The sequence below is a fragment of the Pantoea sp. ICBG 1758 genome (assembly GCF_002928325.1).
GTDB classification, from domain to species: Bacteria; Pseudomonadota; Gammaproteobacteria; order Enterobacterales; family Enterobacteriaceae; genus Pantoea; species Pantoea eucrina.
Genome location: NZ_POWL01000001.1, coordinates 1518558 through 1544784, shown reverse-complemented (window position 1 = coordinate 1544784; position 26227 = coordinate 1518558). Strand labels below are relative to the sequence as shown.

The 26227-nt window shown below is 53.6% G+C and carries 27 protein-coding genes and 1 other annotated feature; of the genes, 11 read left to right on the top strand and 16 right to left on the bottom strand.

The features are described 5' to 3' along the window. Position 1: 1 nt before the first annotated feature. The 9 genes from C1Y41_RS07560 to wzzB all read left to right on the top strand — a co-directional run bounded on the left by C1Y41_RS07560 (position 2) and on the right by wzzB (position 9861). A complete protein-coding gene (locus C1Y41_RS07560; protein ID WP_104085182.1) occupies positions 2–1150 on the top strand; it encodes an EpsG family protein in 1149 nt (382 codons plus the stop codon). Continuing rightward, positions 1147–2250: a glycosyltransferase gene (locus C1Y41_RS07555; RefSeq protein ID WP_104085181.1), complete on the top strand. Its 1104-nt coding sequence runs from the start codon at positions 1147–1149 to the stop codon at positions 2248–2250. Before C1Y41_RS07560 ends, C1Y41_RS07555 begins: the two co-directional genes overlap by 4 nt. 34 nt (positions 2251–2284) lie before the next feature. Further along, positions 2285–3328, top strand: a complete 1044-nt coding sequence (locus C1Y41_RS07550) for a polysaccharide biosynthesis protein (RefSeq protein WP_065648930.1) — start codon at positions 2285–2287, stop codon at positions 3326–3328. Positions 3329–3331: 3 nt separating this feature from the next. Next, complete coding sequence (locus C1Y41_RS07545) at positions 3332–4465, top strand: NAD-dependent epimerase/dehydratase family protein (RefSeq protein ID WP_104085180.1); 1134 nt, start codon at positions 3332–3334, stop codon at positions 4463–4465. A gap of 3 nt (positions 4466–4468) precedes the next feature. Beyond that, complete coding sequence (gene wecB / locus C1Y41_RS07540; protein WP_104085179.1) at positions 4469–5599, top strand: non-hydrolyzing UDP-N-acetylglucosamine 2-epimerase; 1131 nt, start codon at positions 4469–4471, stop codon at positions 5597–5599. Next, on the top strand, positions 5599–6813 hold the full coding sequence (locus C1Y41_RS07535) for a glycosyltransferase family 4 protein (protein WP_104085178.1): 1215 nt from the start codon (positions 5599–5601) through the stop codon (positions 6811–6813). The genes wecB and C1Y41_RS07535 overlap by 1 nt, the downstream gene beginning before the upstream one ends. Next, on the top strand, positions 6800–7213 hold the full coding sequence (locus tag C1Y41_RS07530) for a WbuC family cupin fold metalloprotein (RefSeq protein ID WP_104085177.1): 414 nt from the start codon (positions 6800–6802) through the stop codon (positions 7211–7213). The genes C1Y41_RS07535 and C1Y41_RS07530 overlap by 14 nt, the downstream gene beginning before the upstream one ends. A 162-nt stretch (positions 7214–7375) precedes the next feature. Then, positions 7376–8785, top strand: a complete 1410-nt coding sequence (gene gndA / locus C1Y41_RS07525) for an NADP-dependent phosphogluconate dehydrogenase (RefSeq protein ID WP_039385340.1) — start codon at positions 7376–7378, stop codon at positions 8783–8785. Between the two features lie 68 nt (positions 8786–8853). Next, positions 8854–9861: an LPS O-antigen chain length determinant protein WzzB gene (gene wzzB / locus C1Y41_RS07520; RefSeq protein ID WP_104085176.1), complete on the top strand. Its 1008-nt coding sequence runs from the start codon at positions 8854–8856 to the stop codon at positions 9859–9861. A 39-nt stretch (positions 9862–9900) separates the two neighbouring features. Here the strand turns inward: wzzB and C1Y41_RS07515 are convergent, their stop codons facing one another. From C1Y41_RS07515 to hisL, 14 genes are all read right to left on the bottom strand, one after another. Next, positions 9901–11016: a succinylglutamate desuccinylase/aspartoacylase family protein gene (locus C1Y41_RS07515; protein ID WP_039385336.1), complete on the bottom strand. Its 1116-nt coding sequence runs from the start codon at positions 11014–11016 to the stop codon at positions 9901–9903. Between the two features lie 111 nt (positions 11017–11127). Continuing rightward, positions 11128–11925 (bottom strand): ABC transporter substrate-binding protein, encoded by a 798-nt coding sequence (locus C1Y41_RS07510; RefSeq protein WP_104085175.1) that lies wholly within the window; start codon positions 11923–11925, stop codon positions 11128–11130. A gap of 64 nt (positions 11926–11989) precedes the next feature. Further along, complete coding sequence (locus tag C1Y41_RS07505; RefSeq protein ID WP_039385330.1) at positions 11990–12466, bottom strand: YbaK/prolyl-tRNA synthetase associated domain-containing protein; 477 nt, start codon at positions 12464–12466, stop codon at positions 11990–11992. Continuing rightward, positions 12453–12788 carry a helix-turn-helix domain-containing protein gene (locus tag C1Y41_RS07500; RefSeq protein ID WP_104085174.1) on the bottom strand — a complete coding sequence of 112 codons (336 nt, stop codon included), beginning with the start codon at positions 12786–12788 and terminating at the stop codon, positions 12453–12455. The genes C1Y41_RS07505 and C1Y41_RS07500 overlap by 14 nt, the downstream gene beginning before the upstream one ends. Further along, positions 12785–14101: a type II toxin-antitoxin system HipA family toxin gene (locus C1Y41_RS07495; RefSeq protein WP_039385322.1), complete on the bottom strand. Its 1317-nt coding sequence runs from the start codon at positions 14099–14101 to the stop codon at positions 12785–12787. The genes C1Y41_RS07500 and C1Y41_RS07495 overlap by 4 nt, the downstream gene beginning before the upstream one ends. A 118-nt stretch (positions 14102–14219) precedes the next feature. Next, complete coding sequence (gene hisIE, locus C1Y41_RS07490; protein ID WP_071667989.1) at positions 14220–14831, bottom strand: bifunctional phosphoribosyl-AMP cyclohydrolase/phosphoribosyl-ATP diphosphatase HisIE; 612 nt, start codon at positions 14829–14831, stop codon at positions 14220–14222. Then, a complete protein-coding gene (gene hisF, locus C1Y41_RS07485) occupies positions 14825–15601 on the bottom strand; it encodes an imidazole glycerol phosphate synthase subunit HisF (protein ID WP_039385316.1) in 777 nt (258 codons plus the stop codon). Before hisF ends, hisIE begins: the two co-directional genes overlap by 7 nt. Beyond that, a complete protein-coding gene (gene hisA / locus C1Y41_RS07480; protein ID WP_039385314.1) occupies positions 15583–16320 on the bottom strand; it encodes a 1-(5-phosphoribosyl)-5-[(5-phosphoribosylamino)methylideneamino]imidazole-4-carboxamide isomerase in 738 nt (245 codons plus the stop codon). Before hisA ends, hisF begins: the two co-directional genes overlap by 19 nt. After that, entirely contained in the window at positions 16320–16910 is a 591-nt protein-coding gene (gene hisH / locus C1Y41_RS07475) for an imidazole glycerol phosphate synthase subunit HisH (RefSeq protein ID WP_039385312.1), read from the bottom strand. Before hisH ends, hisA begins: the two co-directional genes overlap by 1 nt. Then, complete coding sequence (gene hisB, locus C1Y41_RS07470; RefSeq protein ID WP_039385309.1) at positions 16910–17977, bottom strand: bifunctional histidinol-phosphatase/imidazoleglycerol-phosphate dehydratase HisB; 1068 nt, start codon at positions 17975–17977, stop codon at positions 16910–16912. The genes hisH and hisB overlap by 1 nt, the downstream gene beginning before the upstream one ends. After that, positions 17974–19050 carry a histidinol-phosphate transaminase gene (gene hisC / locus C1Y41_RS07465; protein WP_039385308.1) on the bottom strand — a complete coding sequence of 359 codons (1077 nt, stop codon included), beginning with the start codon at positions 19048–19050 and terminating at the stop codon, positions 17974–17976. The genes hisB and hisC overlap by 4 nt, the downstream gene beginning before the upstream one ends. Beyond that, positions 19047–20354: a histidinol dehydrogenase gene (hisD, locus tag C1Y41_RS07460; RefSeq protein WP_104085173.1), complete on the bottom strand. Its 1308-nt coding sequence runs from the start codon at positions 20352–20354 to the stop codon at positions 19047–19049. Before hisD ends, hisC begins: the two co-directional genes overlap by 4 nt. Before the next feature lie 3 nt (positions 20355–20357). Continuing rightward, positions 20358–21257, bottom strand: coding sequence for an ATP phosphoribosyltransferase (gene hisG / locus C1Y41_RS07455; RefSeq protein ID WP_039385304.1), 900 nt, complete (start codon positions 21255–21257; stop codon positions 20358–20360). Positions 21258–21311: 54 nt separating this feature from the next. Then, positions 21312–21433: a sequence feature (His leader region), on the bottom strand. After that, positions 21409–21456, bottom strand: coding sequence for a his operon leader peptide (hisL, locus tag C1Y41_RS07450; protein ID WP_100396937.1), 48 nt, complete (start codon positions 21454–21456; stop codon positions 21409–21411). (Overlaps the previous feature by 25 nt.) A 181-nt stretch (positions 21457–21637) precedes the next feature. Here hisL and C1Y41_RS07445 point away from each other — a divergent pair, with 181 nt between their 5' ends. Next, positions 21638–22465 carry an SDR family oxidoreductase gene (locus C1Y41_RS07445; RefSeq protein WP_104085172.1) on the top strand — a complete coding sequence of 276 codons (828 nt, stop codon included), beginning with the start codon at positions 21638–21640 and terminating at the stop codon, positions 22463–22465. A gap of 33 nt (positions 22466–22498) precedes the next feature. Here C1Y41_RS07445 and C1Y41_RS07440 read toward each other — a convergent pair whose 3' ends face one another. Next, positions 22499–23776, bottom strand: coding sequence for an FAD-binding oxidoreductase (locus C1Y41_RS07440; RefSeq protein ID WP_039385296.1), 1278 nt, complete (start codon positions 23774–23776; stop codon positions 22499–22501). Positions 23777–23786: 10 nt separating this feature from the next. Further along, positions 23787–24548, bottom strand: a complete 762-nt coding sequence (gene puuD, locus C1Y41_RS07435) for a gamma-glutamyl-gamma-aminobutyrate hydrolase (RefSeq protein WP_104085171.1) — start codon at positions 24546–24548, stop codon at positions 23787–23789. A gap of 209 nt (positions 24549–24757) precedes the next feature. Here puuD and C1Y41_RS07430 point away from each other — a divergent pair, with 209 nt between their 5' ends. Next, positions 24758–26173 carry a glutamine synthetase family protein gene (locus C1Y41_RS07430; RefSeq protein ID WP_039385294.1) on the top strand — a complete coding sequence of 472 codons (1416 nt, stop codon included), beginning with the start codon at positions 24758–24760 and terminating at the stop codon, positions 26171–26173. The last annotated feature ends 54 nt before the right edge of the window (positions 26174–26227 follow it).

Sequence of the window (26227 nt, the reverse complement as noted above, 5' to 3'; positions counted from 1 at the left end):
AATGACATCTTATTTTATTTTTATTATTGCTATGGCATCTTTTGCTTTGCTTGATGTAGTATCAATCAGCCATAAAAATAAACTATTGTTAATAGCTTCTTTTTTTATTTTCACTTTTATTGGCCTTAGATATGAAGTTGGTGTTGACTGGTTATTTTATCAGGAGAGTTATGAAGGGCTGGAAAAAAACCTTACTATTGAGCCCGGGTACCTTTTTCTAACTTCGCTCAGTTCGTTTATATTCAATTTCTGGTTTTTTTCAGCATGTGTTACCGGCATACTAATCTTAGCGTTAAACCGCTTTTTTTATAGTTATTCTCCCTATCCAGTTTTTTCACTATGTTGTTATTTTATTATCTCTTTTGGCTTTAATGTTGAGGCATTGAGACAGATAATTGCAGTTGCTTTCTTTTATATTGCACTTAAATTTTTTATCGAAGGGAAAAAACCGAATTACTATATTTTGTGTTTAATTGGATCTTCCTTACATATCTCATTATTGCCCTTTGTATTTATACCATTGATATTTAGGGCTAACGCTTTTAACATTATAAAATTAGTCGCTTTTTGTGGGTTTGCGCTTGCTATTGCAAAAATTTTTCCTGTAGTTGAAATTATAAAAGTTTTGAGTAGTGCATTTAGCAATCCTTATTTAGCTAAAATAGTTTGGTATGCTACAAACGCTAGCGAAGAAACAGCTATAACTTTTAATTATTTATTTAAATTATTGCTATTTACTTTGTATTGCTTAAATAGGCGTAAAATAAAAGAAAGTTTAGCCAAAGATCGCATTCTTACATCGATGATTAATATTGTTGAAATACTATTTGCAGTTATGTTGCTAATAGACGTATATTTTATGCCGTTTTCAACTATAACCTCCAGATATGATGAGTATTTTATTCCAGCAATGTTAATATCATTTGCATATGTAATCAGAGTGAAATATTTCATATTTAATAGAATTGTTTTTTCTTTTGCTTTTATAGTTGCAATATTTTTGAGTTGGGTCAAGTTTTCAGATAACGAATACTTTACTAAGCAATACTTACCATACTCTAATTCATTGCTTCAAATGATTGATGCGCAGACAGATGATGCTGAACGAGCAAAGTCTGTCTATGAACATTGGAAAAAAAGCGATAAATGATATTGATCAATGCAAGTAATCTTTATGTAGGTGGTGGAATGCAGGTAGGCATTTCTGTGATTGAAGAACTCGCTAAAATTGAAGATGAGTTCATAGCTGCAGTATCACCACCTGTTTTCGAGCAATTAAGCCACAATGCCAGAAAAAAATGCTTTGTTATAAGTAAAAGTCCTTCTGGATTATTTAACTTTGCAGCGCGCAGACAGCTTGATAAATTGGTGGCAGATTATAAAATATTGCGTGTATTTACTGTATTTGGACCCAGTTATTGGAGCCCTAAAGTAGGTAACCATACGGTTGGTTTTGCCCTCCCATGGCTTATATATGATACGAAGCTGGTTTTCAGAAAGCTATCATTTTTGCAGAAAGCTAAAAAAATGCTTTTGCTGCAGCTTCAGCCTTATTTTTACAAAAAAAATGCACATAAAATTATTGTAGAAACTGATGATGCTAAAATTTTATTGAGCAAGAAGGTTGGGTTTGCAGAAGATAATATATTTGTTGTTCCTAATACAATAAGTTCTTATTTTAACCGTAAGAGAGATTACTTATTATCTAAAGAGTTTGACTTAAAAAAAGCGCCGGGTGATATATGGCTTTTAACTATATCCCACAATTACCCTCATAAGAATTTAGAAATCATTCATCAACTAATAAAAATACTGCCAGAACATTATAAGTTTGTTTTAACTTTAGATGATTCATTTTTAAAAAATGTTGATAAGAAGTTTTGGCACAGATTTATTCTGCTTGGGAAAATTACAAATTCACAATGTCCTGAAGTCTATTCGCATGCAGATGGAATGTTCCTTCCTACTTTACTTGAATGCTTTAGCGCTTCATATCCTGAAGCAGGATTCATGAAAGTACCGATCTTTACTTCAGATCTTAGTTTCGCGAAAACAATATGCGGAGATGGTGCTTTTTATTTTGATCCTATGGATTGCATAAATATTGCATCAGTGATAACCAGTGCATACAAAAATCCTGACAAGATAAAAGAAAAAATTGAAATTATGTATAACATTCAATCCCGGCTGCCCACCGCAGTTGATCGGGCAGTGGCTTATAGAAATATTCTTTTAAAGAAAACTCATTAAGTAAAGTAAATATGTTTAATTAAGGGTACAGCTTATGTTCAACTCTAAAACTCTTTTGATTACTGGTGGTACAGGCTCTTTCGGCAATGCAGTTCTCAAAAGATTTCTTGACACCGATATTGGTGAAATTCGCATTTTTAGTCGTGATGAAAAAAAGCAAGATGACATGCGCAAAAAATTCAACAGCGATAAGTTGAAATTTTATCTGGGAGATGTGCGTGACGAAAACAGCATTGCTGCTGCAATGCGTGGTGTGGACTATGTTTTTCATGCGGCAGCGCTGAAACAGGTGCCTTCCTGCGAGTTCCACCCGATGCAGGCTGTGCGCACTAACGTTCTCGGCACCGAAAACGTGCTGAACTGCGCAATCAATGCTGGCGTAAAACGTGTCGTTTGTCTGAGCACCGATAAAGCAGTTTATCCAATCAACGCTATGGGCATCAGTAAAGCGATGATGGAAAAAGTCATGGTAGCGGCCAGTCGTAATCTCGAAGGCACTGGCACCGTCATCTGTGGCACGCGCTACGGTAACGTAATGGCATCACGCGGTTCTGTTATCCCGCTATTTGTTCAGCAGGTACAGCAGGACAAAACCATTACTATCACTGAACCCAGCATGACGCGTTTTATGATGACCCTGGCGGATGCGGTTGATCTGGTGCTGTATGCATTTGAGCACGGTAACAATGGTGATATCTTCGTTCAGAAAGCGCCGGCGGCTACTGTTGAAACCCTGACCAAAGCCATCCTGAAAGTGATGAATAAGCCTGAGCACCAGGTCAGCGTCATCGGGTCCCGTCATGGTGAAAAGCTGTATGAATCTCTGCTCAGCAAAGAAGAACGTGCCTGCGCTGAAGATATGGGTGATTATTTCCGTATTCCAGCAGATACCCGCGATCTGAATTATGCGAAGTTTGTAGAAGAAGGTGAGAAAAAAATCACGGATGCTCTATGCGGTGAAGAATATAATTCTCATAATACAGTTCGACTTGACGTTGAAGGGATGATTAAGCTCCTTATGAAGCTCGAGTTTATGCATAAAATTGCAAATGGCGAGTACGCTGACGCGGAGGAGTAAGCCTTGAAAGTCCTGATAACGGGGTCTGATGGTTTTATAGCAAAAAACCTGGCTTTAAGCCTGCAACAACGTCAGAACATCCAGGTAATATCTTTCAATCGTGAAAGCAAAACTGAAGATCTTTCTGCTTTGATTGAAAAAGCGGATTTTATATTCCATCTGGCGGGAATCAATCGACCTCAGGACCCCGCTGAATTTACACGTGGCAATGTTGATTTATCCTCTCTTGTCTGCGACGCGATTAAAAAATGTGTTAACGAAACCGGACGTCATATTCCGGTTGTATTTAGTTCTTCAATTCACGCGTCTGCCGACAATGAGTATGGCCGGACAAAATTAGCAGCAGAAAATGTTTTCGCCACTTTAGCCAGCGAAACGGGTAACCCGGTGTTTATCAGCCGTCTTCCGGGCGTTTTTGGTAAGTGGGCTAAACCGAACTATAATTCTGTGGTTGCAACGTTTTGCTATAATATAGCGCATGGTCTCCCTGTCACCGTCAACGATCCGCAATATCTTCTCAGGCTCGTGTATATAGACGATGTTGTAAAGGTGTTCACGGATTTACTGGAGCAGGAAATAAAACCTGGTAATAAGCAGCATTTTATCAAGGTTGTTCCTGAATATAATGTTGCGTTAGGTGAGATCGCCGAAAGCATCACCGGTTTTCGTGAGGGCCGTAATTCTCTGGAACTCGAGCGCGTCGGTACTGGTTTTTTAAGAGCGCTTTATTCAACCTATGTCAGCTATCTGCCTGAGCAGGATTTTTCATATCCGGTAAAACAACATACCGATCCGCGTGGCAGCTTTGTCGAGTTATTCAAGAGTAAAGATTCTGGACAGGTTTCTTATTTTACCGCTCACCCTGGCATCACACGTGGCGGGCACTACCATCACACCAAAACTGAAAAATTTATGGTCATAAGTGGTACGGCTCGTTTTAGGTTTCGCCATATGTTAACTGATGAATATTATGAAACGGTTACCAGCGGTGATAAACCGGTGATGGTAGAGACGATTCCTGGATGGGCTCACGATGTGACTAATATCGGTGATGAAGAGCTTATAGCTATTGTCTGGGCTAATGAAGTCTTCGACCCTTCTCATCCGGATACTATTTTCTCTAAATTAGATAAGTAATTTATGAAAAAACTAAAAATTGTTTCAGTTGTAGGAACGCGTCCGGAAATTATCCGCCTGTCGCGCGTGCTGGATAAACTTGACCAGTACTGTGAGCATATTCTGGTTCACACCGGTCAGAACTACGACTATGAGCTCAACGAAGTCTTTTTCAACGACCTGAATGTGCGTAAGCCGGACTTTTTTCTGGATGCTGCAGGAAAAAACGCAGCAGAAACAATTGGTCAGGTGATCATTAAGATCGATCAGGTGTTTGCCGAAGTTCAGCCGGAAGCGATGCTGGTCTTAGGGGACACCAACTCCTGCATTTCTGCTATCGCGGCTAAACGTCGTAAAATCCCTATTTTCCACATGGAAGCGGGTAACCGCTGCTTTGATCAGCGGGTACCTGAAGAAACCAACCGCCGCATCGTTGACCATACCGCAGATGTTAACCTCACCTACAGCGATATTGCGCGTGAATATCTGCTGGCTGAAGGCCTGCCGGCAGATCGGGTTATCAAAACCGGTAGTCCGATGTATGAAGTGTTAACGCACTATATGCCGCAGATTGATGGCTCTGATGTACTTCAGCGTCTGCAGCTTCAGGCTAATCAGTTCTTCGTTGTCAGCGCTCACCGGGAAGAGAATGTCGATTCGCCGAAGCAGCTGGCTAAGCTGGCGGATATTCTGAATACTATTGCTGAGAAGTATCAGCTGCCGGTTATTGTCTCTACGCATCCGCGTACCCGTAACCGCATCGAAGCCAACGGCATTGTGTTTCACGAAAAAATCCAGCTGCTGAAACCTCTCGGATTCCACGACTATAACCACCTGCAGAAACATGCCCGTGCAGTGCTTTCTGACAGCGGAACCATCACTGAAGAGTCCTCAATCATGAACTTCCCGGCGCTGAATATTCGCGAAGCGCATGAACGTCCGGAAGGGTTTGAAGAAGCTTCGGTCATGATGACGGGTCTGGAGCGCGATCGCGTACTGCAGGCGCTTACCGTGCTTGAGACTCAGCCGCGCGGCGAAGAGCGCTTGCTGCGCCAGGTCTATGATTACAGCATGCCGAATGTATCAGACAAAGTCGTCCGGATTATTCATTCCTACACTGACTACATTAAACGGGTTGTCTGGAAAGAGTACTGATGAAATTTGCTTTTATAATTGACGATTATCTTCCGCACAGTACCCGCGTCGGCGCAAAGATGTTCCATGAGCTGGCGCAGGAGTTCATTCAGCGTGGTCATAGCGTTACGGTTATTACCCCGGATGCAAATCTGCAGCACGCGTTGCAGGAGGATATGTTAGAGGGCGTTACCGTCTGGCGTTTCAGAACGGGCCCTATAAAAGATATCAGTCATATTCAGCGGGCAGTTAATGAAAGCCTGCTGTCAGTGCGTGCGTGGAGAGCGGTACGTCATAAGATAAAAGCAAACTCATTCGATGGCGTCGTGTACTACTCTCCCTCTGTTTTCTGGGGATATTTAGTCAGGAAGATCAAACAGCGTTGTGCATGCAAATCCTACCTGATTCTGCGTGACTTTTTTCCACAGTGGGCCATTGATGCGGGCATGATTAAGCAGGGCTCGCTAACCGAAAAGTATTTTCGTCATTTTGAGAAAAGCCTTTACGATGAAGCCAGCGATATAGGCCTGATGTCGGAAAACAACCTCAGGCTGTTTATGCAGCATAATCCGCACCGAAAAGCGGGAGTATTACGCAACTGGGCCAGCATTGAACCTGCTCGCGCAGGGGATAGCGGATACAATTCAATTATCAACGCATCCGGCCTGCAGAATAAAACGGTGTTTTTCTACGGCGGTAATATTGGCCATGCGCAGGATATGGCGAACCTGATGCGGCTGGTCAGGAGCATGCAGGCTTTTCCGCAGGCGCATTTTTTGTTTGTCGGGCAGGGTGATGAAGTCACTCTGATTAACCGACTCGCTCAGGAATGGGCGCTGACAAACTTCACCTATTTGCCGTCGGTGGATCAGAAAACGTTTAAATATCTGCTGACCGAAGTTGATGTTGGGCTGTTCTCTCTGGCAGCAAACCATACCTCACATAATTTCCCGGGAAAACTGCTGGGTTACATGGTGCAAAGTATCCCTATCCTCGGTAGCGTCAACGAAGGTAACGATCTGGCCGATATCGTTAATGCTAACAAAGCCGGAACGATTTTCATCAACGGTGAAGATGAGCGTCTGCTGCAGGCGGCAATAAACTTTACGCAGGATGAGGCATTGAGAAAAGAGATGGGCGCGGCTGCTTATCAGCTGCTGCTGGATCAATTTTCAGTGGGCGCTGCCGCAGGTCAGATTGAAAACGCGTTTGGGGTGAATAATGAGAGTCATTGATAAGGCCGTTACCGAGCAGCTCTACCGGGATGCAGAGCTGTCAGTGCGCAAACGCGCGCATCTTCTTATGCATGCTTCCCATGATGACAAAGTTCAGCGTCTGCTGATTGGTTTAGTCAGCGGAAGCTTCGTTGAGCCTCACTACCATGAGCTTTCGCATCAGTGGGAGCTGTTCACGGTGCTGGAAGGAGAGCTTGATATCCGGCTCTATGATGAACAGGGTGCTGTGGTACGTCAGTTTGTTGCGGGGCCGCGCTCGGGTATCACGCTGGTTGAATTCAATCCTGGTGATATTCATAGTGTTGAATGCCTTTCAGAACGCGCCCTGATGCTTGAGGTCAAAGAAGGACCGTTTGACCCCGCGTTTGCAAAAACCTCTCCGCCATGGGCAGATAACTAAGCCATTCATTTTTTGGGTTATCTGATTTCATGCCTGACATTTACGCAAATGAGCCGGGTGAAGCATCTTAGGCTATCTAAATCTGAGATGAGTGAGTTAACATCGAAGTACTTTTGTGCTGCTAATCACATCAGCAGTAAATACATCTGACAGGAGTATGTAATGTCTAAGCAACAGATCGGCGTAGTAGGGATGGCAGTAATGGGCCGTAACCTGGCTCTCAATATCGAAAGCCGTGGTTACACCGTTTCTATCTTCAACCGCTCACGCGAAAAGACCGATGAAGTCATTGCTGAGAATCCGGGTAAGAAACTTGCTCCGTTTTACACCGTAGAAGAGTTTGTTGAGTCGCTGGAAAAACCGCGTCGTATTCTGCTGATGGTGCAGGCGGGTGAAGCGACAGATAAAACTATCGCATCGCTGACGCCGCATCTGGATAAAGGCGACATTCTGATTGATGGCGGTAACACCTTCTATAAAGACACCATCCGTCGTAATCAGGAGCTCAGCGAGCAGGGCTTTAACTTCATCGGTACCGGCGTCTCCGGCGGTGAAGAGGGCGCGCTGAAAGGCCCTTCTATCATGCCTGGCGGTCAGAAAGAAGCTTATGAACTGGTTGCTCCTATCTTTGATAAGATTGCTGCCCGTGCAGAAGATGGCGACGCCTGCGTGGCGTATATCGGCCCGAACGGCGCGGGTCACTATGTGAAGATGGTGCATAACGGTATCGAATATGGCGATATGCAGCTGATTGCTGAAGCTTATGCGCTGCTGAAAGGTGCGCTGGGTCTGAGCAATGAAGAGCTGGCTGAAACCTTCACCGACTGGAATAACGGCGAGCTGAGTAGCTACCTGATTGACATCACCAAAGATATCTTCACCAAGAAAGATGAAGAAGGTAACTACCTGGTTGATGTGATTCTGGATGAAGCAGCAAACAAAGGCACCGGTAAGTGGACCAGTCAGAGCTCGCTGGATCTGGGTGAGCCGCTGTCGCTGATCACTGAATCTGTATTTGCCCGCTACCTCTCTTCACTGAAAACGCAGCGCGTTGCTGCCTCTAAAGTCCTGAGCGGTCCACAGGCGCAGGCAGTAAGCGGTGATAAAGCGGAGTTCGTTGAGAAAGTGCGTCGCGCACTCTACCTGGGCAAAATTGTCTCCTATGCGCAGGGCTTCTCACAGCTGCGTGCGGCATCAGAGCAGTACAGCTGGGATCTGCAGTATGGTGAAATCGCGAAAATTTTCCGTGCCGGCTGCATCATTCGTGCACAGTTCCTGCAGAAAATTACTGACGCCTATGCTGCCGATGCCAATATCGCCAACCTGCTGTTAGCGCCATACTTCAAAGATATCGCTGACCAGTATCAGCAGGCGCTACGCGATGTAGTGGCTTATGCAGTACAGAACGGCATCCCGACCCCGACCTTCTCCGCAGCTATCGCGTACTATGACAGCTACCGTTCAGCGGTGCTGCCTGCTAACCTGATTCAGGCGCAGCGCGACTACTTTGGTGCGCATACCTACAAGCGTACCGATAAAGAAGGTGTATTCCACACCGAGTGGTTAGAGTAACTGTCCTTAACACCTCCCGTCCGGGAGGTGTTTTTTTATGCTGATAATGATTGGCGAGTAATGAATTTATGAATGCAAACAATAAGCCCGGACTGAATAACGATCCGGGCGTTCTGGCTTCAAACAATAATGATGAAATAGATTTGCTCGACATAATTGTCCAGCTGTGGAAAGGCAAATGGATAATTATTGTGACGATGGTAGTGACGATGTTGTTAAGCATTGTCTATTTAAGCGTGGCGAAGGAAAAATGGACGTCTGAGGCCATTGTTACGCAGCCTTCAGCGGGACAGGTTGCCAGCTATAACGCCACGCTGAGCGTGCTTTATGCGCAAAACATCCAGGAAAAACCGTCAGTTACCGATCTGCAAAACCAGCTATTTGGCCGCTTTAGCGCCTCAATGAATGCGCTCGCTGGCGCCCTGGCAAATCAGGAAGAGCCTGAAACATTAAAAATCAACCAGGTGAATAAAGGTAGTAATGATGCGCTGACTATCTCTTTTGTCGCGCAGAGCGCAAAAGAAGCGCAGGCGCAGCTGAAAAAGTATCTTACGACTGTAAATAATGAAGTCGTCAGCGATTATGGTCAGGATCTAAAACATAGCCTGGGCGTAAAAGCCAAAGAGCTGAAAGAAATTCTGGATGCGCACAAGCAGATCGCCATTAACAAAAAACAGCATCGTCTTGATGTGATTAATCAGGCGCTGAAGGTGGCGGAAGCGGCCGGCCTCGCAAAATCACAGCTGAGTCAGGCAGAGTATCTCTCTGATGACACGCTCTATCTGCTGGGCAGTGAACCGTTACGGGCGATGGTAACCAATGAAGCGACCAAGCCGCTCGATTTTGATGATGACTATTACAGTGCCGAGCGCGCGCTGCTCTCTATTACGCACGTCACCATCAAGGCAGACAACCTGCAGTCGTTCCGCTATATCGCTGAAGCTGACCTGCCGATTCGCCGCGACAGTCCGAAAAAGACCCTTACCGTATTGTTAGCCCTGATCCTGGGCGGCGTGCTGGGTTCGGCTATCGTGATTGGCCGCAGCATCGTCAGCAACTACCGCAGTCGTCACTAAAATAAAAAAACCGGCCCCTGAGCCGGTTTTTTTATGCCGTCACATCACCAGCAGCTCACCGCTGCGTCCCGCACTTTCCCCCGCCAGCCGCACCGCCAGCATTCCGGACGTGACAAATTTGGTCAGGTTTCTGGCGTAGAGCACGCCGCCATACTCAGCAACCAGCGGCGTAATGTGGTCGCTGACCGGATCGATCACTTCTGCCACCACTTCCCCCGGTTTAATCCACTCACCCAGCTTACGCCGGTTCAGCAGCAGGCCGGAGTAGGGCGCATGAATATATTCACAGCCCGCCAGCGGCGTGGGCGGATGGCGCAGGGCAGGAGAGACGCCCGGATCGCCGCTGATATAGCCGCTTTCGGTGAGCGCATTAATGATTGCATCGGCATCTTTTTCCGCCTGTTCCGCAGAGACATCGGCGACGCCGCGCAGCTCCAGCGTCACCGGCAGCAGACCGCGCGGCATCGGGTAGTCATCGCCAAAGCGTTTTGCCAGCGTCAGCCAGGGTTCGCAGCACGCTTCGTCGAACGGCTCACCGCCGGAAATCTGCGCCAGCAGCTGCACCTCACTGCCGAGCCAGCGCGCCAGCGGTTCCACTTCAGACCAGGCGTGAGGCGTTGTATAGAGATGCGGCAGCGCATCCCAGTCGCAGTGCAGGTCGATCATCAGATCGGCCTGACTTGCCATACGCATCAGGGTATAGCGCTGCGACTCCAGCTCGGTTCTGGCTATCTGATCGCGGTAGTAAAGGTCGATGGCATCGCGGATCAGGCGTCTGTTTTCATATTCACTCTGCGTCAAAGACCCCGCCAGTTCAGCGGCCAGCTTCTCACCCAGCGCCGGAAAGCGCCGGTTAAAATCCTGGCCAGAGAGAGTATGAAAACGCCCCAGATGCGTGCCGTGCCAGTGCTGACCCAGCGCCAGCGGATTGGCGACCGGGACCAGCGTGATTTTCGCTTTCAGCTTGCCGGCGGACTCCAGCGCCAGCAGCTTCTGTTTAAGATACCAGGCAACCGCCATACCTGGCAGCTCATCGCCATGCAGGGCGGCCTGAATATAGACGCGCTTTTGCGAGTCGGTACCGAAATGAAAGCTGACTATCTCTCGCTGGGTGCCCAGCGAGGCGCTCAGTAATGGATGATGTTGTTGTTGCATAGGGCGGCCGGTGTCCTGTTTCTGAGGCTGCAGTAGCGCGCATGCCTGTTAAGGTGACTGAACAGAGTATAGTTCCGTTAAAAAAGCGGCGGCAAACGCGCCGCCGGAGATTCACGGCTGGACAGAGATATCTGTCGCGAAGTAGCGCTTCTGGATAGTGTCAAATGTGCCGTTTTTCTTCAGCTCATCAAACGCGCCGTTGAGCGCCGCTTTGAGTTCAGTGTCGCCTTTACGCAGGCCGATAGCGGTGCCAGGGCCAATCAGCGGGTCCTGCACAATCGGGCCGGCCAGCGCAAAATCTTTCCCCTGTGGATGTTTCAGAAAACCGATAGCCGCCTGCGCAGCGTCGGTAAACACCGCGTCCAGACGGCCGGAGATGAGGTCGCTTTCCACCTGAGCCTGGTCGCCATACGGCACCACATTGACGCCGTGCGGCTGCCATTTAGCGCGCGCATAACGCTCCTGCACCGTACCCTGTTCCACGCCCACGCTTTTGCCCTTCAGCGACTCTGCGATCGGCAGCAGGCCGGAGCCTTTACGCGCTATCAGCTGCACGTGCGTGTCATACATCGGTTCGGTAAAGTCGATCTGCTTCAGGCGCTCTTCGGTCACGCCCATATCGGAGAGGATAGCGTCAAACTTGCGCGCCTTCAGTGCCGGGATCATGCCGTCAAACTGGCTTTCCACCCAGACGCATTTGGCCTGCATCTGCGCGCACAGCGCGTTGCCCAGATCGATATCAAACCCCACCAGCTTGCCCTGCGGGGTTTTGGACTCAAACGGCGGATAGGTCGGATCAACCGCGAAACGCACCTGATCAATCTTTGCCTGCGCGCCAAAAGCGCAGCCAGCCAGCAGCGCCAGCGCTGCGGTATTGCGCAGACGCGCGGTAAAACGGGAGTGTGCCATAAACGGGTTCTTCTGTTGTAAAAGCGGGTATTCCGAGAGTACCCCCCGCGGTGGCGGATGGCAATTAGAGGATTATTTTCATCACGTTACCATTATGCAGCCGCTGGTAATCGTTAATATTCAGCACTACGGATCTCTCCAGCACTCCGGCATTAAACGCGATTTCGCCATAGCGTTCAAACAACAGCGGATCGACTACCAGCCGTAAATCTTCATGAAAGCTAAACGGTGGAATCGCCCCAAATACACAGGCGGTCAGGGCATCCACTTCTGCCGGGGAGGCCAGCGAGGCACGACGTCCACCCACCGCAGCCGCCACTTTACTCAGGTCCGCCTGCCGATCGGCCGGCAGCACCGCCAGTACATATTGCTTGATACCGTTACCTTTGACATGGCACACCAGCGCTTTCGCACCCTGGCCCACCTCTGTACCTCGCAAAGCCGCCACTGCTTCACACTTCCCGTTCGCTGCATGCTCCAGCAGGCGATATTGAGCGCCGTGCTGGTCGAGCAGGGCGATAAGTTTTTCATGGGTGGTCATGGGATGCGCCCTGTTGAGCCAGCAGCGCAATCAGCGTTTGCCGCATGTGAGATTGTTGTGGCAACAAACCCATTTCCAGCCCCAGCGGCCTGAAAGCGCGATTCAGCACATTCAGGGTTACGCTCTCTTTATCCTGTTCGATATCTGACAGGGTACGCCGGCTGATGCCAGCCAGCGCCGCATAGCGATCCTGTGAAAATCCCAGCACCTGTTTGCGGAGTTGCATAAGTAACTTGCCGTGGCTGGCTTTTTCTTCAATCGACTGACGTAATAACGCCAGTAATAACGCTTCACGTTCAAACGGCGTCATGGTTTTCATCATAATTTCCACCCTGCGATGCGCTCATCCAGAAAATTGAAGCCAACGCCGGGCATTTCGAGAATTGACGCAGGCACACCGCGTTGCGCCAGGCGCACCTTAAGACCAGTCAGCTTTTTCGCTAGTATACGTAGCGCCTCCAGTAACCTTTTCTCAGAGACCAGATAGTTCAGACGTTGTGCAATCAGATGCCAGTTGTAATGACCGCCTTCTTCATACGGTGAGCCCCATTGTGTAGTACGAACCACACCTTCAGGATCGGCTTTCATGGGCGCAAAGTCGTAAACGGGGGCAAGCCACATACCGCTGGGTTTTTTCAAAATAGCACTGTTACGGCCATGATTATCGGAGTTGCCAAAGGCAATGTTCAGCATGTCGCGTTTAACCCATTCAATAACCAGTAATTCGCGTTCTGCCTCTGCCAAATTCAACTTTTCTATCAGACAGTGAATGATGTCGAAATGGTTGAGATAGCTTCCCGGCGCTTTTTGCATCAGTGAGTAGACGGATTCCAGTCCATACAGGACTTTTCTGTTTTCAACGAACGCTATATCAAATCGTGGTAGCCATAGCGATGGGTAACGTGTGCCTTCGCACAACAGCATTTGCCTGGTATCAATAGTGTCTATGCCCAGTGCCTGAAGTTCATGATAGAAGTGATACTCGGCGCGCAGAATATCGCAATCAATCGGGCTGCGAGCACCACGCGGATATTTAACGAGATAAGAGGTATCCTGATTCAAAGGATCGTCTTGCCAGGTATCTATCCACACTTCCTGTTGTGCATTCCGGCGTAACAATAATTTTGGCGCTTCCCCGCCTGCACCCGTTGCACCGCCGCTGGCCGCGCCCATCTGCTGTGCGTATTCAAGAAAATCACTGTCGCGCTCAATAGCCCATTCTGCGGAAAAACGCCGGGTTGGCAGAGTGCTATTCACAGGAAGCTGTGGCAGAGACTCTTTAATACGCAGATTACCCACGGGGGCGATGGTACCCGCTTTCAGTAGTGCGTAATCCTGCTCACCTGCGGATTTGCCCTGCAGTCCCAGTTGGCTGATCCAATAACGACGGCTGGCACCGGCCGGAATAATATCATCCAGAAACCCAAACCAGGGCTGCGCAAAATGGCTACCGATTAGCATGACAGGATAATTCAGGCTACAACTGGCAATATCATTGCGCTCCAGGTGTTCTGCTGCATAGGTAAAGTCATAAGCCAGTAATGCTTCGCTGCCACGACCAAGCTGGGGGGCTTTAACATTGAGCATGGCAGCATCATGCCAGACTCCGTCAAGGCAAAGTTGTAAGGTCAGCATAACCAGCCCTCTTTGAGCAATATATTGCTCAATATTAGCTGGATTTGCTTTTTTTGAGAAGAATGCTGCTCAAAATAATTCCTGGTTACTAATTTTGAGCAGCATGTTGCACAATTGGTTACTTATGACGGACGCGCAAATTGTTAACGATCGCGCTTAAATCCAGATCCTGGTCCTGCAGCAGCACCATCAGGTGATAGAGCAGGTCGGAGGCTTCGTTGGTCAGTTCATGACGATCGTTCACCGTGGCCGCCAGCGCGGTCTCCACGCCCTCTTCGCCAACCTTCTGCGCAATACGCTTGGTGCCGCTGGCGTAGAGGCTGGCGGTATAGGAGCTGGCGGGATCGGCATCTTTCCGCGACGCCAGCAGCTGCTCCAGTTGATAGAGGAACGTCCACTCCGGGGCGGCAGGCGAGAAGCAGCTGGAGGTGCCAAGATGGCACGTCGGTCCGATGGGGTTCGCCAGCACCAGCAGCGTATCGTTATCACAGTCTGGCGTAATGCTCACCACTTGCAGAAAGTGGCCGGAGGATTCGCCTTTGGTCCAGAGCCGCTCTTTGGTGCGCGAGAAAAAGGTGACGTTGCCTTCCGCCAGCGTTTTTTCCAGCGCCGCCTCATTCATATAACCGTGCATCAGCACTTCGCCGGAGACGTTGTGCTGCACGATAACGGGCATCATGCCCGCGGTTTTGACCCAGTCCAGGCGGGCCAGTTGGTCTGCTGTTAACACGCGCGAATCTCCACACCGTTGTCGATCAGAAAGTTTTTCAGCTCACTGATATTAATAATCTGCTTATGAAACACCGACGCCGCCAGGGCACCATCAACGTTTGCCTGCGTAAAGGCGTCAAGGAAGTGCGGCATGGTGCCGGCACCGCCGGACGCGATTAGCGGCACGCTGCACACTTCGCGGACCTTCTGCAGCTGAACCAGATCGTAGCCGTTACGTACGCCATCCTGATTCATCATATTCAGCACAATCTCGCCCGCGCCGAGCTTCTGCACTTCCCGCACCCAGTCAAGGGTTTCCCACTGCGTTACCCGGGTACGCGCTTCATCACCGGTATACTGGTTAACGTGATATTTACCGCTCGCCTCATCAAACCAGGTATCGATACCCACTACTATGCACTGCACGCCAAAACGGTCGGCGAGACGGGTGATCAGCGTCGGATCGGCCAGCGCCGGGGAGTTGACAGATATTTTGTCAGCGCCAAACTGCAGAATGCGCGCGGCATCCTCCTCGCTTCTGATGCCGCCCGCGACGCAGAACGGAATGTCGATCACTTCCGCTACGCGGGAGACCCAGCTTTTGTCGACCACGCGGCCATCCGATGAGGCGGTGATGTCATAAAACACCAGCTCGTCGGCCCCTTCCTGCGCGTAGCGCTGCGCCAGCGGCACAATGTCGCCGATGATTTCGTGATTGCGGAACTGCACGCCTTTTACAACCTGTCCGTCACGCACGTCCAGACAGGGGATTATCCGTTTTGCCAGCATGAAATCGCCTCCGCTACCGTAAATTTATCTTCCAGCAGGGCACGACCGACGATCACACCCTGCGCACCGCTGCCGCGCAGCGCGGCGATATCCGCCAGCGAGCCGATGCCGCCGGAACTCTGAAAGGCGATGTCCGGAAAAGCAGCAGACACCTCTTTATACAGCGCCACGTTTGAGCCGCTCAGCGTGCCGTCGCGTGAAATGTCAGTGCAGAGCACATGCTTCAGGCCCACCGGCTGATACCAGCTAATCACCTCTTCCAGCGTAACGCCCGCCGCTTCCTGCCAGCCGCTGATCGCCACTTCTTTACGGTTAGCCGCGTCGATGCGCACATCCAGCGCCAGCACGATGGCGTCGGCACCGAATTCGCTGAACCAGCTTTTCACTTCTTCCGGCTGTTTGACTGCCGTTGAGCCGACCACCACGCGCGTGGCCCCGGCGGCAAGCAGGGCGGCCACATCATCACGCTGGCGAATGCCGCCGCCAACCTGCACCGGTACGCTGACGCCGCGCAGCAGCGTGGTCAGCAGCGGGATCTGGCGCTTAGCCGGATCTTTTGCACCGGTCAAATCCACCAGGTGCAGCACACCGGCGCCCTGGCGTTCATACTCCTGCAGGCGCGGCAGCGGATCGCTGCCGTAGTCGCGCTGCTGACCGTAGTCACCCTGATGCAGGCGCACCACCTTGCCATCAATCAAATCTAACGCGGGGATAATCATTACATCTCCAGAAAGTTTTTCAGCAGCTGCGCGCCCGCTTTGCCGGAGCGCTCGGGGTGAAACTGCACGCCAAAGAAGTTATCTTTCTGCAGTGCGGCGGTAAAAGGCAGGCCGTAGTCACACTGCGCAATCGTGGCGGCGTTAACCGGCATCGCGTAGCTGTGCACAAAGTAGAAGTAGCTGCCATCCGGAATATCGCGGAACAGATGGTGTCCCGCTTTGGCGGTGATCTGATTCCAGCCCATGTGCGGCAGCGGCAGGCCCTGCGTATCCATCAGCGCCACCGGCTCATCAACGATACCCAGCGTGCTGATGCCGCCATTCTCATCGCTGCCGCGTCCCAGCAGCTGCATACCGAGGCAGATCCCCAGCACCGGCTGCGTACAGGCTTTGATCAGATCAATCAGCTCGCGCTCTGCCAGCTGGTTCATCGCCGCCTGTGCGGTGCCGACGCCCGGCAGCAGCAGTTTATCGGCGCGCAGTACCACATCGGCATCGCGGCTCACTTCAGGCGTATAGCCGAGGCGCTCAATCGCCCATCTGACCGACGAGAGGTTGGCGCAGCCGGTGTCGAGAATGACCACGTTCATCACAGCACTCCTTTTGAGCTCGGCAGGGTATTCCCCTCGACGCGGATCGCCTGGCGCAGCGTGCGGCCAAAGGCTTTGAACAAACTCTCCACGCGGTGGTGATCGTTACGGCCTTTGGTTTTCAGGTGCAGCGTGCTCATCATGGCGTAGGAGAGCGAGCGGAAGAAGTGCTCGACCATCTCAGTGCTGAGATCGCCTACGCGCTGGTAGCTGAACTCCGCTTTGTATTCAAGATGCGGCCGGCCGGAGATATCGAGCGCGCAGCGCGCCAGACACTCATCCATCGGCAGCACAAAGCCGAAACGGCCAATGCCGCGCTTGTCGCCCAGCGCCCTGAGCAGCGCTTCGCCCAGCGCCAGGCCGGTATCCTCCACCGTGTGGTGATCGTCAATATAGAGGTCGCCTTTGACGTCGATATTCATGCGAAAGCCGCCGTGTACCGCGATCTGGTCCAGCATGTGGTCAAAAAAGCCGACGCCGGTGTTGATTTTGCTGCCGCCTTCACGGTCGAGCCACACTTCCACTTTGATCTGCGTCTCTTTGGTGTTGCGGTTGACCAGCGCATAGCGGTCGCGTTTGGTGAGCTGCGCCTGAATGGAGGCCCAGCTCTCGCCTTCGGCGCCGTAGCGCAGGCCCTGAATGCCCATGTTTTCCGCCAGCTGCAGATCGGTCTGACGGTCGCCAATCACATAGCTGCTGGTTTTATCCAGCGCGCCCTCTGCCAGCCACGCCTCAACCAGCCGGGTTTTGGGTTTACGGCAGTCGCAGTTATCGGCGGGCAGGTGAGGGCAGATCAGCACATCGCTGAAGTTGATTCCCTGCGAGGTAAAGATCTGCATCATCAGCGTATGCGGCGCATCGAAATCGGCCTGCGGGAAGCTTTCGGTACCCAGACCATCCTGATTGGTGATCATCACCAGCTGGTAGCCCGCTTCCTGCAGCGCCAGCAGCGCGGGGATCACATCTTTCTCCAGCGCCAGCTTATCCAGGCGATCTACCTGAAAGTCAGACGGCGGCTCGGCAATCAGCGTGCCGTCACGGTCAATAAAAAGGATCTTCTGGCTCATGCTTGCTCCACGGAAAAGGCTTGCAGCGCGGCGATCAGGCGCTCGCACTCGGTTCGGGTACCAATTGAGATGCGCAGGCATCCGGCAAGACCGGGATTTTTGTTCTGGTCACGCAGAATAATGCCCCGATCCCACAGCGATTTAAACACGGCTGGCGAGTCGGTGAAGCGCGCGAGAATGTAGTTGGTCTCGCTCGGAAACACCTGCTCCACCACGGGCAGCTGCGGAAGCTGTTCATACAGCCATGCGCGGTTCGCGTTGAGTTCAGCGACATGCTGACGCATCAGCGCAATGCCCGCCTCGCTCAGCGCCTGCGCCGCAACGTCAGCGACCGGCGTGGCCAGCGGATAAGGTGCGATCACCTTCATCAGCAGATCGATAACCGGCTTGTTAGCCAGGGTGAAACCGCAGCGCAGACCCGCCAGCGCGAACGCCTTTGAGAGCGTACGCAGGATCACCAGATGCGGATACGCCTGGAGCCACGCCGCAAGCGTTGCGGCCGGGCAGAACTCAATATACGCCTCGTCTGCTACCACCAGCGCTTTACCGGCGGTCATGTCCAGCAGCGCCCGGATATCATCCTGATTGATCAGGTTACCGGTCGGATTGTTCGGGCTGCAGAGGTAAACCACTTTTACGCCATCGAGCTTACCGGCAATGGCCGGCAGGTTAAGCTGCCAGTTGTCCAGCGCCGGCACGGTACGGTACTCAATACCGATGGTTTCGGCGCTGACGCTGTACATACCATATGTCGGCGGACAGAACAGAATGGCATCTTTGCCCGGCTCGCAGAACGCGCGCATCAGCAACTCGATGCCCTCATCAGCGCCGCGGCTGACCAGAACCTGCTCCGGGGTTAAACCGGCGTAGGCGGCATAGCGCTCAATCACCAGCCGCGGCTGGCACTCCGGATAGCGATTCAGTGTCTGCTGTGACAGCTCAAACGGCACCGGCAGCGGAAATTCGTTAGCGTTCAGCCAGACATCCCCGTTGCCACCCAGGCGACGCGCTGACTGGTAGGGCGTCAGGGCGCGGACGTTAGCACGCGCTAACGCTTCAATTTCAGTGCTCATGCTTGCTCCTTCAGGGCGGCAACGCGCAGGGTAACGGCGTTTTTGTGCGCATCAAGCTGCTCGGCGGCGGCCAGGGTTTCAATGGTGGCGGCCAGGTTCATAAAGCCCTGCGGTGTCAGCTCCTGCACCGTCATCCGCTTCTGGAAATCTGCCAGTCCGAGGCTGGAACTGGTGGCGGTATAGCCATAGGTTGGCAGGACGTGGTTAGTGCCCGAGGCGTAGTCACCGGCAGATTCCGGTGACCAGTCGCCGAGAAATACCGATCCGGCGCTGGTGATAGCATCGACCAGATCGCGCGGCTGGCGCGTCTGAATGATCAGGTGCTCCGGACCATACTGATTTGAAATCGCCACGCACTGCGCCAGATCCTGCGCCACGATCAGGCGGCTGCTCGCCAGCGCCTGACGCGCGGTGGCGGCGCGCGGCAGTGCGGCCAGCTGCGCCTCAACGGCCTGTGCCACCTCTTCGGCCAGCCTCTGCGACGGCGTCAGCAGGATCACCTGAGAGTCAGGACCGTGTTCCGCCTGCGACAGCAGGTCAGAGGCGACAAACGCGGGCGTCGCCCCTTCATCTGCGATCACCAGCACTTCAGAGGGGCCGGCAGGCATATCGATAGCCGCGCCGTCGAGCCGCTGGCTGACCTGACGCTTCGCCTCCGTCACCCAGGCGTTGCCCGGGCCAAAGATTTTGTCCACTTTCGGCACCGATTCGGTGCCGAAAGCCAGTGCAGCAATCGCCTGCGCGCCGCCGACCTGAAACACCTCCTGCACGCCGCACAGCTGTGCGGCATAGAGAATTTCATCGGCAACCGGTGGCGGCGAGCAGAGCACTACGCGGCCGCAGCCAGCGATGCGCGCCGGCGTTGCCAGCATCAGCACGGTGGAAAAGAGAGGCGCAGAGCCGCCCGGAATATAGAGGCCTACCGACTGCACCGGCCGCGTAATCTGCTGACAGCGCACGCCGGGCTGCGTTTCGACATCCACCGCGGCCAGAATCTGGGCGTTGTGGAAGGTCTCAATATTGCGCACGGCAACCGCCATCGCCTGTTTAAGCTCGTCGCTCAGGCGTGCGCTGGCGGCCTGCATCTCTGCCGCAGAGACGCGCAGCTGGCTGACCTGCGCCTTATCAAACTGCGCGCTGAAGTCGCGCAGTGCCGCGTCGCCGCGCGATTTCACTTCCGCCAGCACGTTCTGCACGGTGGCGCTGACGGTGGCAGAAGCGGCAATGGCCGGACGCTGCAGCAGCGCCTGCTGCTGTGCGGCGTCGCACTGCTGCCAGCTGATTGGGGTCATCAGGGTGCTCATCGGTTACTCCAGCATTTTTTCAATCGGCAGCACCAGGATCGAGCTGGCGCCCAGCGCTTTCAGTTTTTCCATGGTTTCCCAGAACAGCGTCTCGCTGCTGACCATGTGCATCGCCACGCGGCTCACTTCACCCGCCAGCGGCAGCACGGTAGGGCGCTCGGCACCAGGCAGCAGGGCGATAACCTCTTCCAGCCGCTCGCTCGGCGCGTGCAGCATGATATATTTTGATTCGCGCGCTTTGATCACGCCCTGGATGCGCGTCATCATGGTGTCGACCAGCGCCTGCTTGGCAGCCGGCAGCTCGCCGTCGCGCTGGATCAGTACCGCTTTGGAGCGGTAGATCACCTCGACCTCACGCAGGCCGTTGGCCTCCAGCGTGGCGCCGGTAGAGACCAGATCGCAGATCGCATCAGCCAGGCCTGCGCGCGGCGCGACTTCTACTGAACCATTCAGCAGGCAGGATTTAAACGGGATACCCTGTTTGTCGAGATACTGTTTCAGCAGATGTGGATAGGAGGTGGCGATACGGGCGTTGTTCAGGCACTGCGGACCGGTATAGTCGGCATCTACCGGCATCGCCAGCGACAGGCGGCAGCCGCCGAAATCCAGACGACGCAGCGTAAAGTAGCGCGGATCCTCACCCTGCGAGCGGCGGGTCAGCAGCTCCTCTTCCAGCACGTTCTCACCGACAATGCCGAGATCGACCACGCCATCCATCACCAGACCGGGAATATCGTCATCGCGCACGCGCAGGATATCGATAGGCATGTTCTCCGCAAACGCAATCAGACGCTGCTGCTGAAGGTTGATTTTGATGCCGCAGCGCGCCAGCAGTTCGCGTGATTCATCACTTAAACGGCCAGATTTCTGCATAGCTATGCGTAAACGGGTGTTATCTAACATGGTTCCTGTCCTCTTATTTGATCCTGTCTGAACGTGTTACGTTTGCGTTCGCCCATAAAAAAACCCCCGGAAGATGATCTTCCGGGGGCTCTCTTTGCGCTCGCACCACTGGAAGATCCTGAACGTCTCCCAGCACACATCGCCTGAAAGACTAGTCAGGGTGATGGTGGTGATGATGGTTGAACTGAACGCGTGTCATAATAAATTCCGTTGCTGAATGAGTATTCATTTGCGTGCTGATTAACCTAGCGAAGATGGCGCGGCTTGGCAACCCTTTTTTAACGTCAGTTTACGGAACCTTCCGCAACACTTTGCGCTGGTTTGCCGGGCGGCGCCGCTCTAAGATGAGATAACGATGGCGCGCAACAGCAGGAGCAGAGATGAAACGAGTCGCGATTACGGGTCTGGGCTGGCTGGGGATGCCGCTGGCAATGGCGCTGACGGTGCGGGGCTGGGAAGTGACCGGCACAAAAACCACGCCGGATGGCGTTGAAGCCGCGCGGCGCTGCGGCATTGAGGCGTATCAGCTGAAACTGACGCCGGAAATTGAGTGTGATGCTGACGAACTTGAGGCGCTGATGCAGGTGGATGCGCTGGTGGTTACGCTGCCGGCCAGCCGCACCGTGCAGGGGGCTGACGCCTATATGCAGGCGGTACAAAACGTGGTGGACACGGCGCTGGCAAGCCGGGTGCCGCGCATTATTTTCACCAGCTCCACCTCGGTCTACGGCGCAGGTGAGGGGATCATGAAAGAGCAGAGCGCGCTCCAGCCGGAGACAGTCGCCGGCAAAACACTGGTCGAGCTGGAGCACTGGCTGCACGGCCTGCCGGGCACCAGCGTGGATATTCTGCGGCTCGCCGGTCTGGTGGGGCCGGATCGCCATCCTGGTCGCTTTCTGGCCGGGAAAACCGGGCTGGAACAGGGCAGTCACGGCGTGAACCTGGTGCATCTGGATGATGTGGTAGAGGCGATTATGCTGCTGCTGCAGCGGCCAAAAGGCGGGCACACCTACAACCTCTGCGCGCCGCATCATCCGTCGCGGGATACGTTTTACCCTGACGTGACAAAGAAGCTGGGCCTGGTGCCGCCCACGTTCAGTGCGCAGTCCGGCCGCCCGACCGGCAAACTGATTGATGGCACAAAAATCTGCGATGAGCTCGGCTTTGAGTATCGCTACCCCGATCCGGCACGCATGCCGCTGGCATAAACCCGGCGGGAGATCTGCGTCTCCCGCTGCGGCTCAGACGCCCAGCCGATCGCGCAGCGCATACCATACGGCGCCCATTGCCGTCAGAGGAACTTTAAACCGGCGTCCGCCAGGGAATGGCAGATGCGGCAGCCGGGCAAAGGCATCAAACCGCTCCGCCTGACCGCGCAGCACCTCGGCAATCAGCCTGCCGGCGAGATGCGTGCAGGTTACGCCATGGCCGCTGTCGCCCTGCATAAAATAGGCGTTCCGCTCCAGCTGACCAAACTGCGGCATCCGCGACAGCGTCAGCAGAAAATTACCGCTCCAGCGGTGGCTGATTTTGATATTGCGCAGCTGCGGAAATGTGCGCTGCAGCTTGGGCAGGATCAGAGCGTCAATGTCAGCTGGTTCGCGCGCGCCATATACCACGCCTCCGCCATACAGCAGACGGTTATCCGCGGTAAGACGAAAGTAATCGAGCAGATAGTTACAATCTTCCACGCAGTAGTTGTTAGGCAGCAGCCCGAGCGCCTGGTCGCGGCTCAGCGGTTCGGTGGTTACAATCTGCGAGCCGCACGGCATGCTTTTGCGGCTCAGGCGCGGCTCCAGCTGCGCCGGCAGATAGGCGTTGCCGGCAAAGATCACAAAGGTAGCATGCACCTCCCCGTGCGCGGTGGTAATGCGGTGCGGTGCGCCGTAGTGCACGGCGAGGGCGGCGGAATGTTCATAAATACGCCCGCCGTGGCGGCGGATCGCCTCCGCTTCTCCCAGCGCCAGGTTCAGCGGATGCAGATGCGCACCGCGCTTATCCAGCAGACCGCCGACATAGCGATCGGTAGCGATTTCCCGCCGGATGCCGCGCTCATCCAGCAGCTCCAGGCTCTGATTGCCGTAGCGCGCCCAGCTCGCCTGCTGACGATGCAGGTGGCCCATCTGCCGCGGGTTGAGGGCAGCGAAAATACCGCCCGGCCGGTAGTCGCAGCTGATGGCGTAGCGATCGATACGGTCGCGGATAATATCGGCACCCTCAAACATCATGCTGCCGAGCATCGCGGCGGTTTCTTTACCGTAGCGCTGCTCGATCACATCCACGTCGCGGCTATAGGAATTAACCACCTGACCGCCGTTACGTCCGCTGGCACCAAAGCCGATGGTGGCCGCCTCCAGCACGACCACGTCGTAGCCCGCTTCGGTCAGAAACAGCGCCGAGGAGAGACCGGTAAAGCCGCCGCCGATAATACAGACGTCGCACTGAATACTTTCCTGCAGCGCAGGCCAGGGGGCGTGCGGGTTAGCGCTGGCTGCGTAATAGCTCTCCACATGGTGCATCACATCCTCCTCAGGGTCGTGCCCGGTGATAATCGCTGGCGGCCTGAATAAAAGCAGCAAACAGCTGGCGTGAAACCGGGTTCTGCTCAGACTGCCACTCCGGATGCCACTGTACCGCCAGCGCAAAAGGGTGATGACGCAGGCTCACCGCCTCAATCACGCCATCTGCGGCGCGTGCTTCTATGCGCAGCTGCGGACCCGGCGTGCGTACGCCCTGCGCATGCAGTGAGTTAACGGCGAAGGGGGCCTGGCAGTCAGGCAGCTGACTCAGCAGCCCGCCCGGTTCCGGCGTGACCAGATGCGCCGCAGCGTACTGTTGCGACAGCGGCCGGGCGGGGTCTTCACGGTGATCCTGAAACCCGTCAACCTGATGCAGCTGACGATAGAGCGCGCCGCCATTGGCGACCACCAGCTCCTGCAGGCCACGACAGATACCCAGCAGCGGCATCTGCCGGCTGGTGGCCCAGGTAATGGCCGCAAAGGCCAGGCGATCGCGCCCCGGATCGCTGTGCGCTTCACTGCCCGCTTCGCCATAGTGCCAGGGTTCAATATTGCTGGGGCTGCCGGGCAGCAGCAGGCCGTCCAGCAGCGCCATGCTTTGCGCCAGCAGCTTTGGTGCCTGCAGCAGCTGATGCGGCAGCGGCAGCGGTACGCCACCGGCCGCAACCACCGCATCCGGATATTTATTGTGCAGCGTCTGAGCGGGGTGGGGACCGGCCATGTTCTGGCACATCACTATTCCGATCAGCGGTTTTACAGCATCTGTTATCATCGGGTTACCACGCTGAGAGTGCTGACGCTCTGCCGGCAAATTCAGGCAGGCGTTTAAGCGAGCCTGTTATTCTCAATCTAATCTGCCCGCGCCGAACTGCAAACCAGATTGTTACATTTGCACACTATTTGTGTTGGCGCTATGTTAGAGCTGTAGTTCGGAATTAAAGCATCGCGCAAACCTCATTAACGGTAACTGGCGGGTGGTATATGACGAATATCGTGGAAGTAGAAGATTTCACGCGGCACAGTGAAGAGAAGCGAACAAGCGCGTTCCAGCTGGAGGTGAAAACCTGGCTGGAACGCCATCCCGAAACGCAGTATGTCGATATCCTGTTAAATGATTTAAATGGTGTTTTTCGCGGTAAGCGCATTCCGGTTGCCGCGCTGCCAAAGCTGGAAAAAGGGTGTTACTTTCCCGCCTCTGTTTTTGCCATGGATATTCTCGGCAACACCGTTGAGGAAGCCGGTCTCGGACAGGCACTTGGCGAACCCGACAACCTCTGTATTCCTGTTCCTGGCACGCTTATCCCTTCTGCTTCCGATCCGCAACGCATTGCCCAGCTGCTGCTGACGATGTGCAACCAAGATGGCACTCCCTTTGACGTTGAACCCCGAAACGTGCTGAACCGGCTGTGGCAGCAGCTGCGCAATCGCGGGCTGTTTCCGGTGGTAGCGGTAGAGCTGGAGTTCTATCTGGTTGATAAGCAGCGCGATGCCGGCGGCTTTATTCAGCCACCGTGTTCGCCGGGCAGCGCAGAGCGCAACATGCACTGTCAGGTTTACTCCGTGGACAATCTCGACCATTTTGCTGACGTGCTGCGCGATATCGACGCGCTGGCGCAGCGGCAGGGTATCCCGGCAGATGGCGCCCTGGCAGAAGCCTCACCGGGCCAGTTTGAGATCAACTTGCATCACACGCAGGACATCCTTAAAGCGTGCGACGACGCGGTGCTGCTGAAGCGACTGGTGCGGCAGGTGGCGGAAAATCACGGTATGACCGCCACGTTTATGGCGAAGCCCTATGAAGAGTATGCCGGCAGCGGTATGCACGTACATATCAGCATGCTCGACGCGGCGGATCATAACGCTTTCTCTCTCGATGATGGCAGCAACTCGCCGCTGCTGAAGCGCGCGCTGGCGGGCATGATTGACCTGATGCCGGCGTCAATGGCGCTGCTGGCGCCCAACGTCAATGCTTACCGGCGCTTCTCGCCAGAGTCGTTTGTGCCGCTGCAGGCGTCGTGGGGACATAACAATCGCACCGTGGCGCTCCGCATTCCGTGCGGTGACAAAGAGAACCATCGCGTGGAGTATCGCGTAGCGGGTGCGGATGCAAATCCCTATCTGGTCGTGTCAACAATTCTTGCCGGTATTTTGCACGGTCTGGATAATCAGCTACCTTTACCTCATGCGGTGACCGGAAACGGACATGCGGCGGAAGGGCTGGCACTGCCGATTCGCCAGAGCGACGCACTCTATGAGTTTGAGAGCAGCTACCCGCTGCAGAAGCTGCTGGGAGAGCGTTTCAGCCGCGTGTGGCATAGCTGCAAGCAGTGTGAGCTGCGCGAGTTTGAGCGATTGATCACCGCTACAGAGATTGACTGGATGCTAAAGAACGCGTGACGCACAGAAGAATTGCGTTAACGTCTTGTGTCGATGGTATAAGTTGGGGCAAAA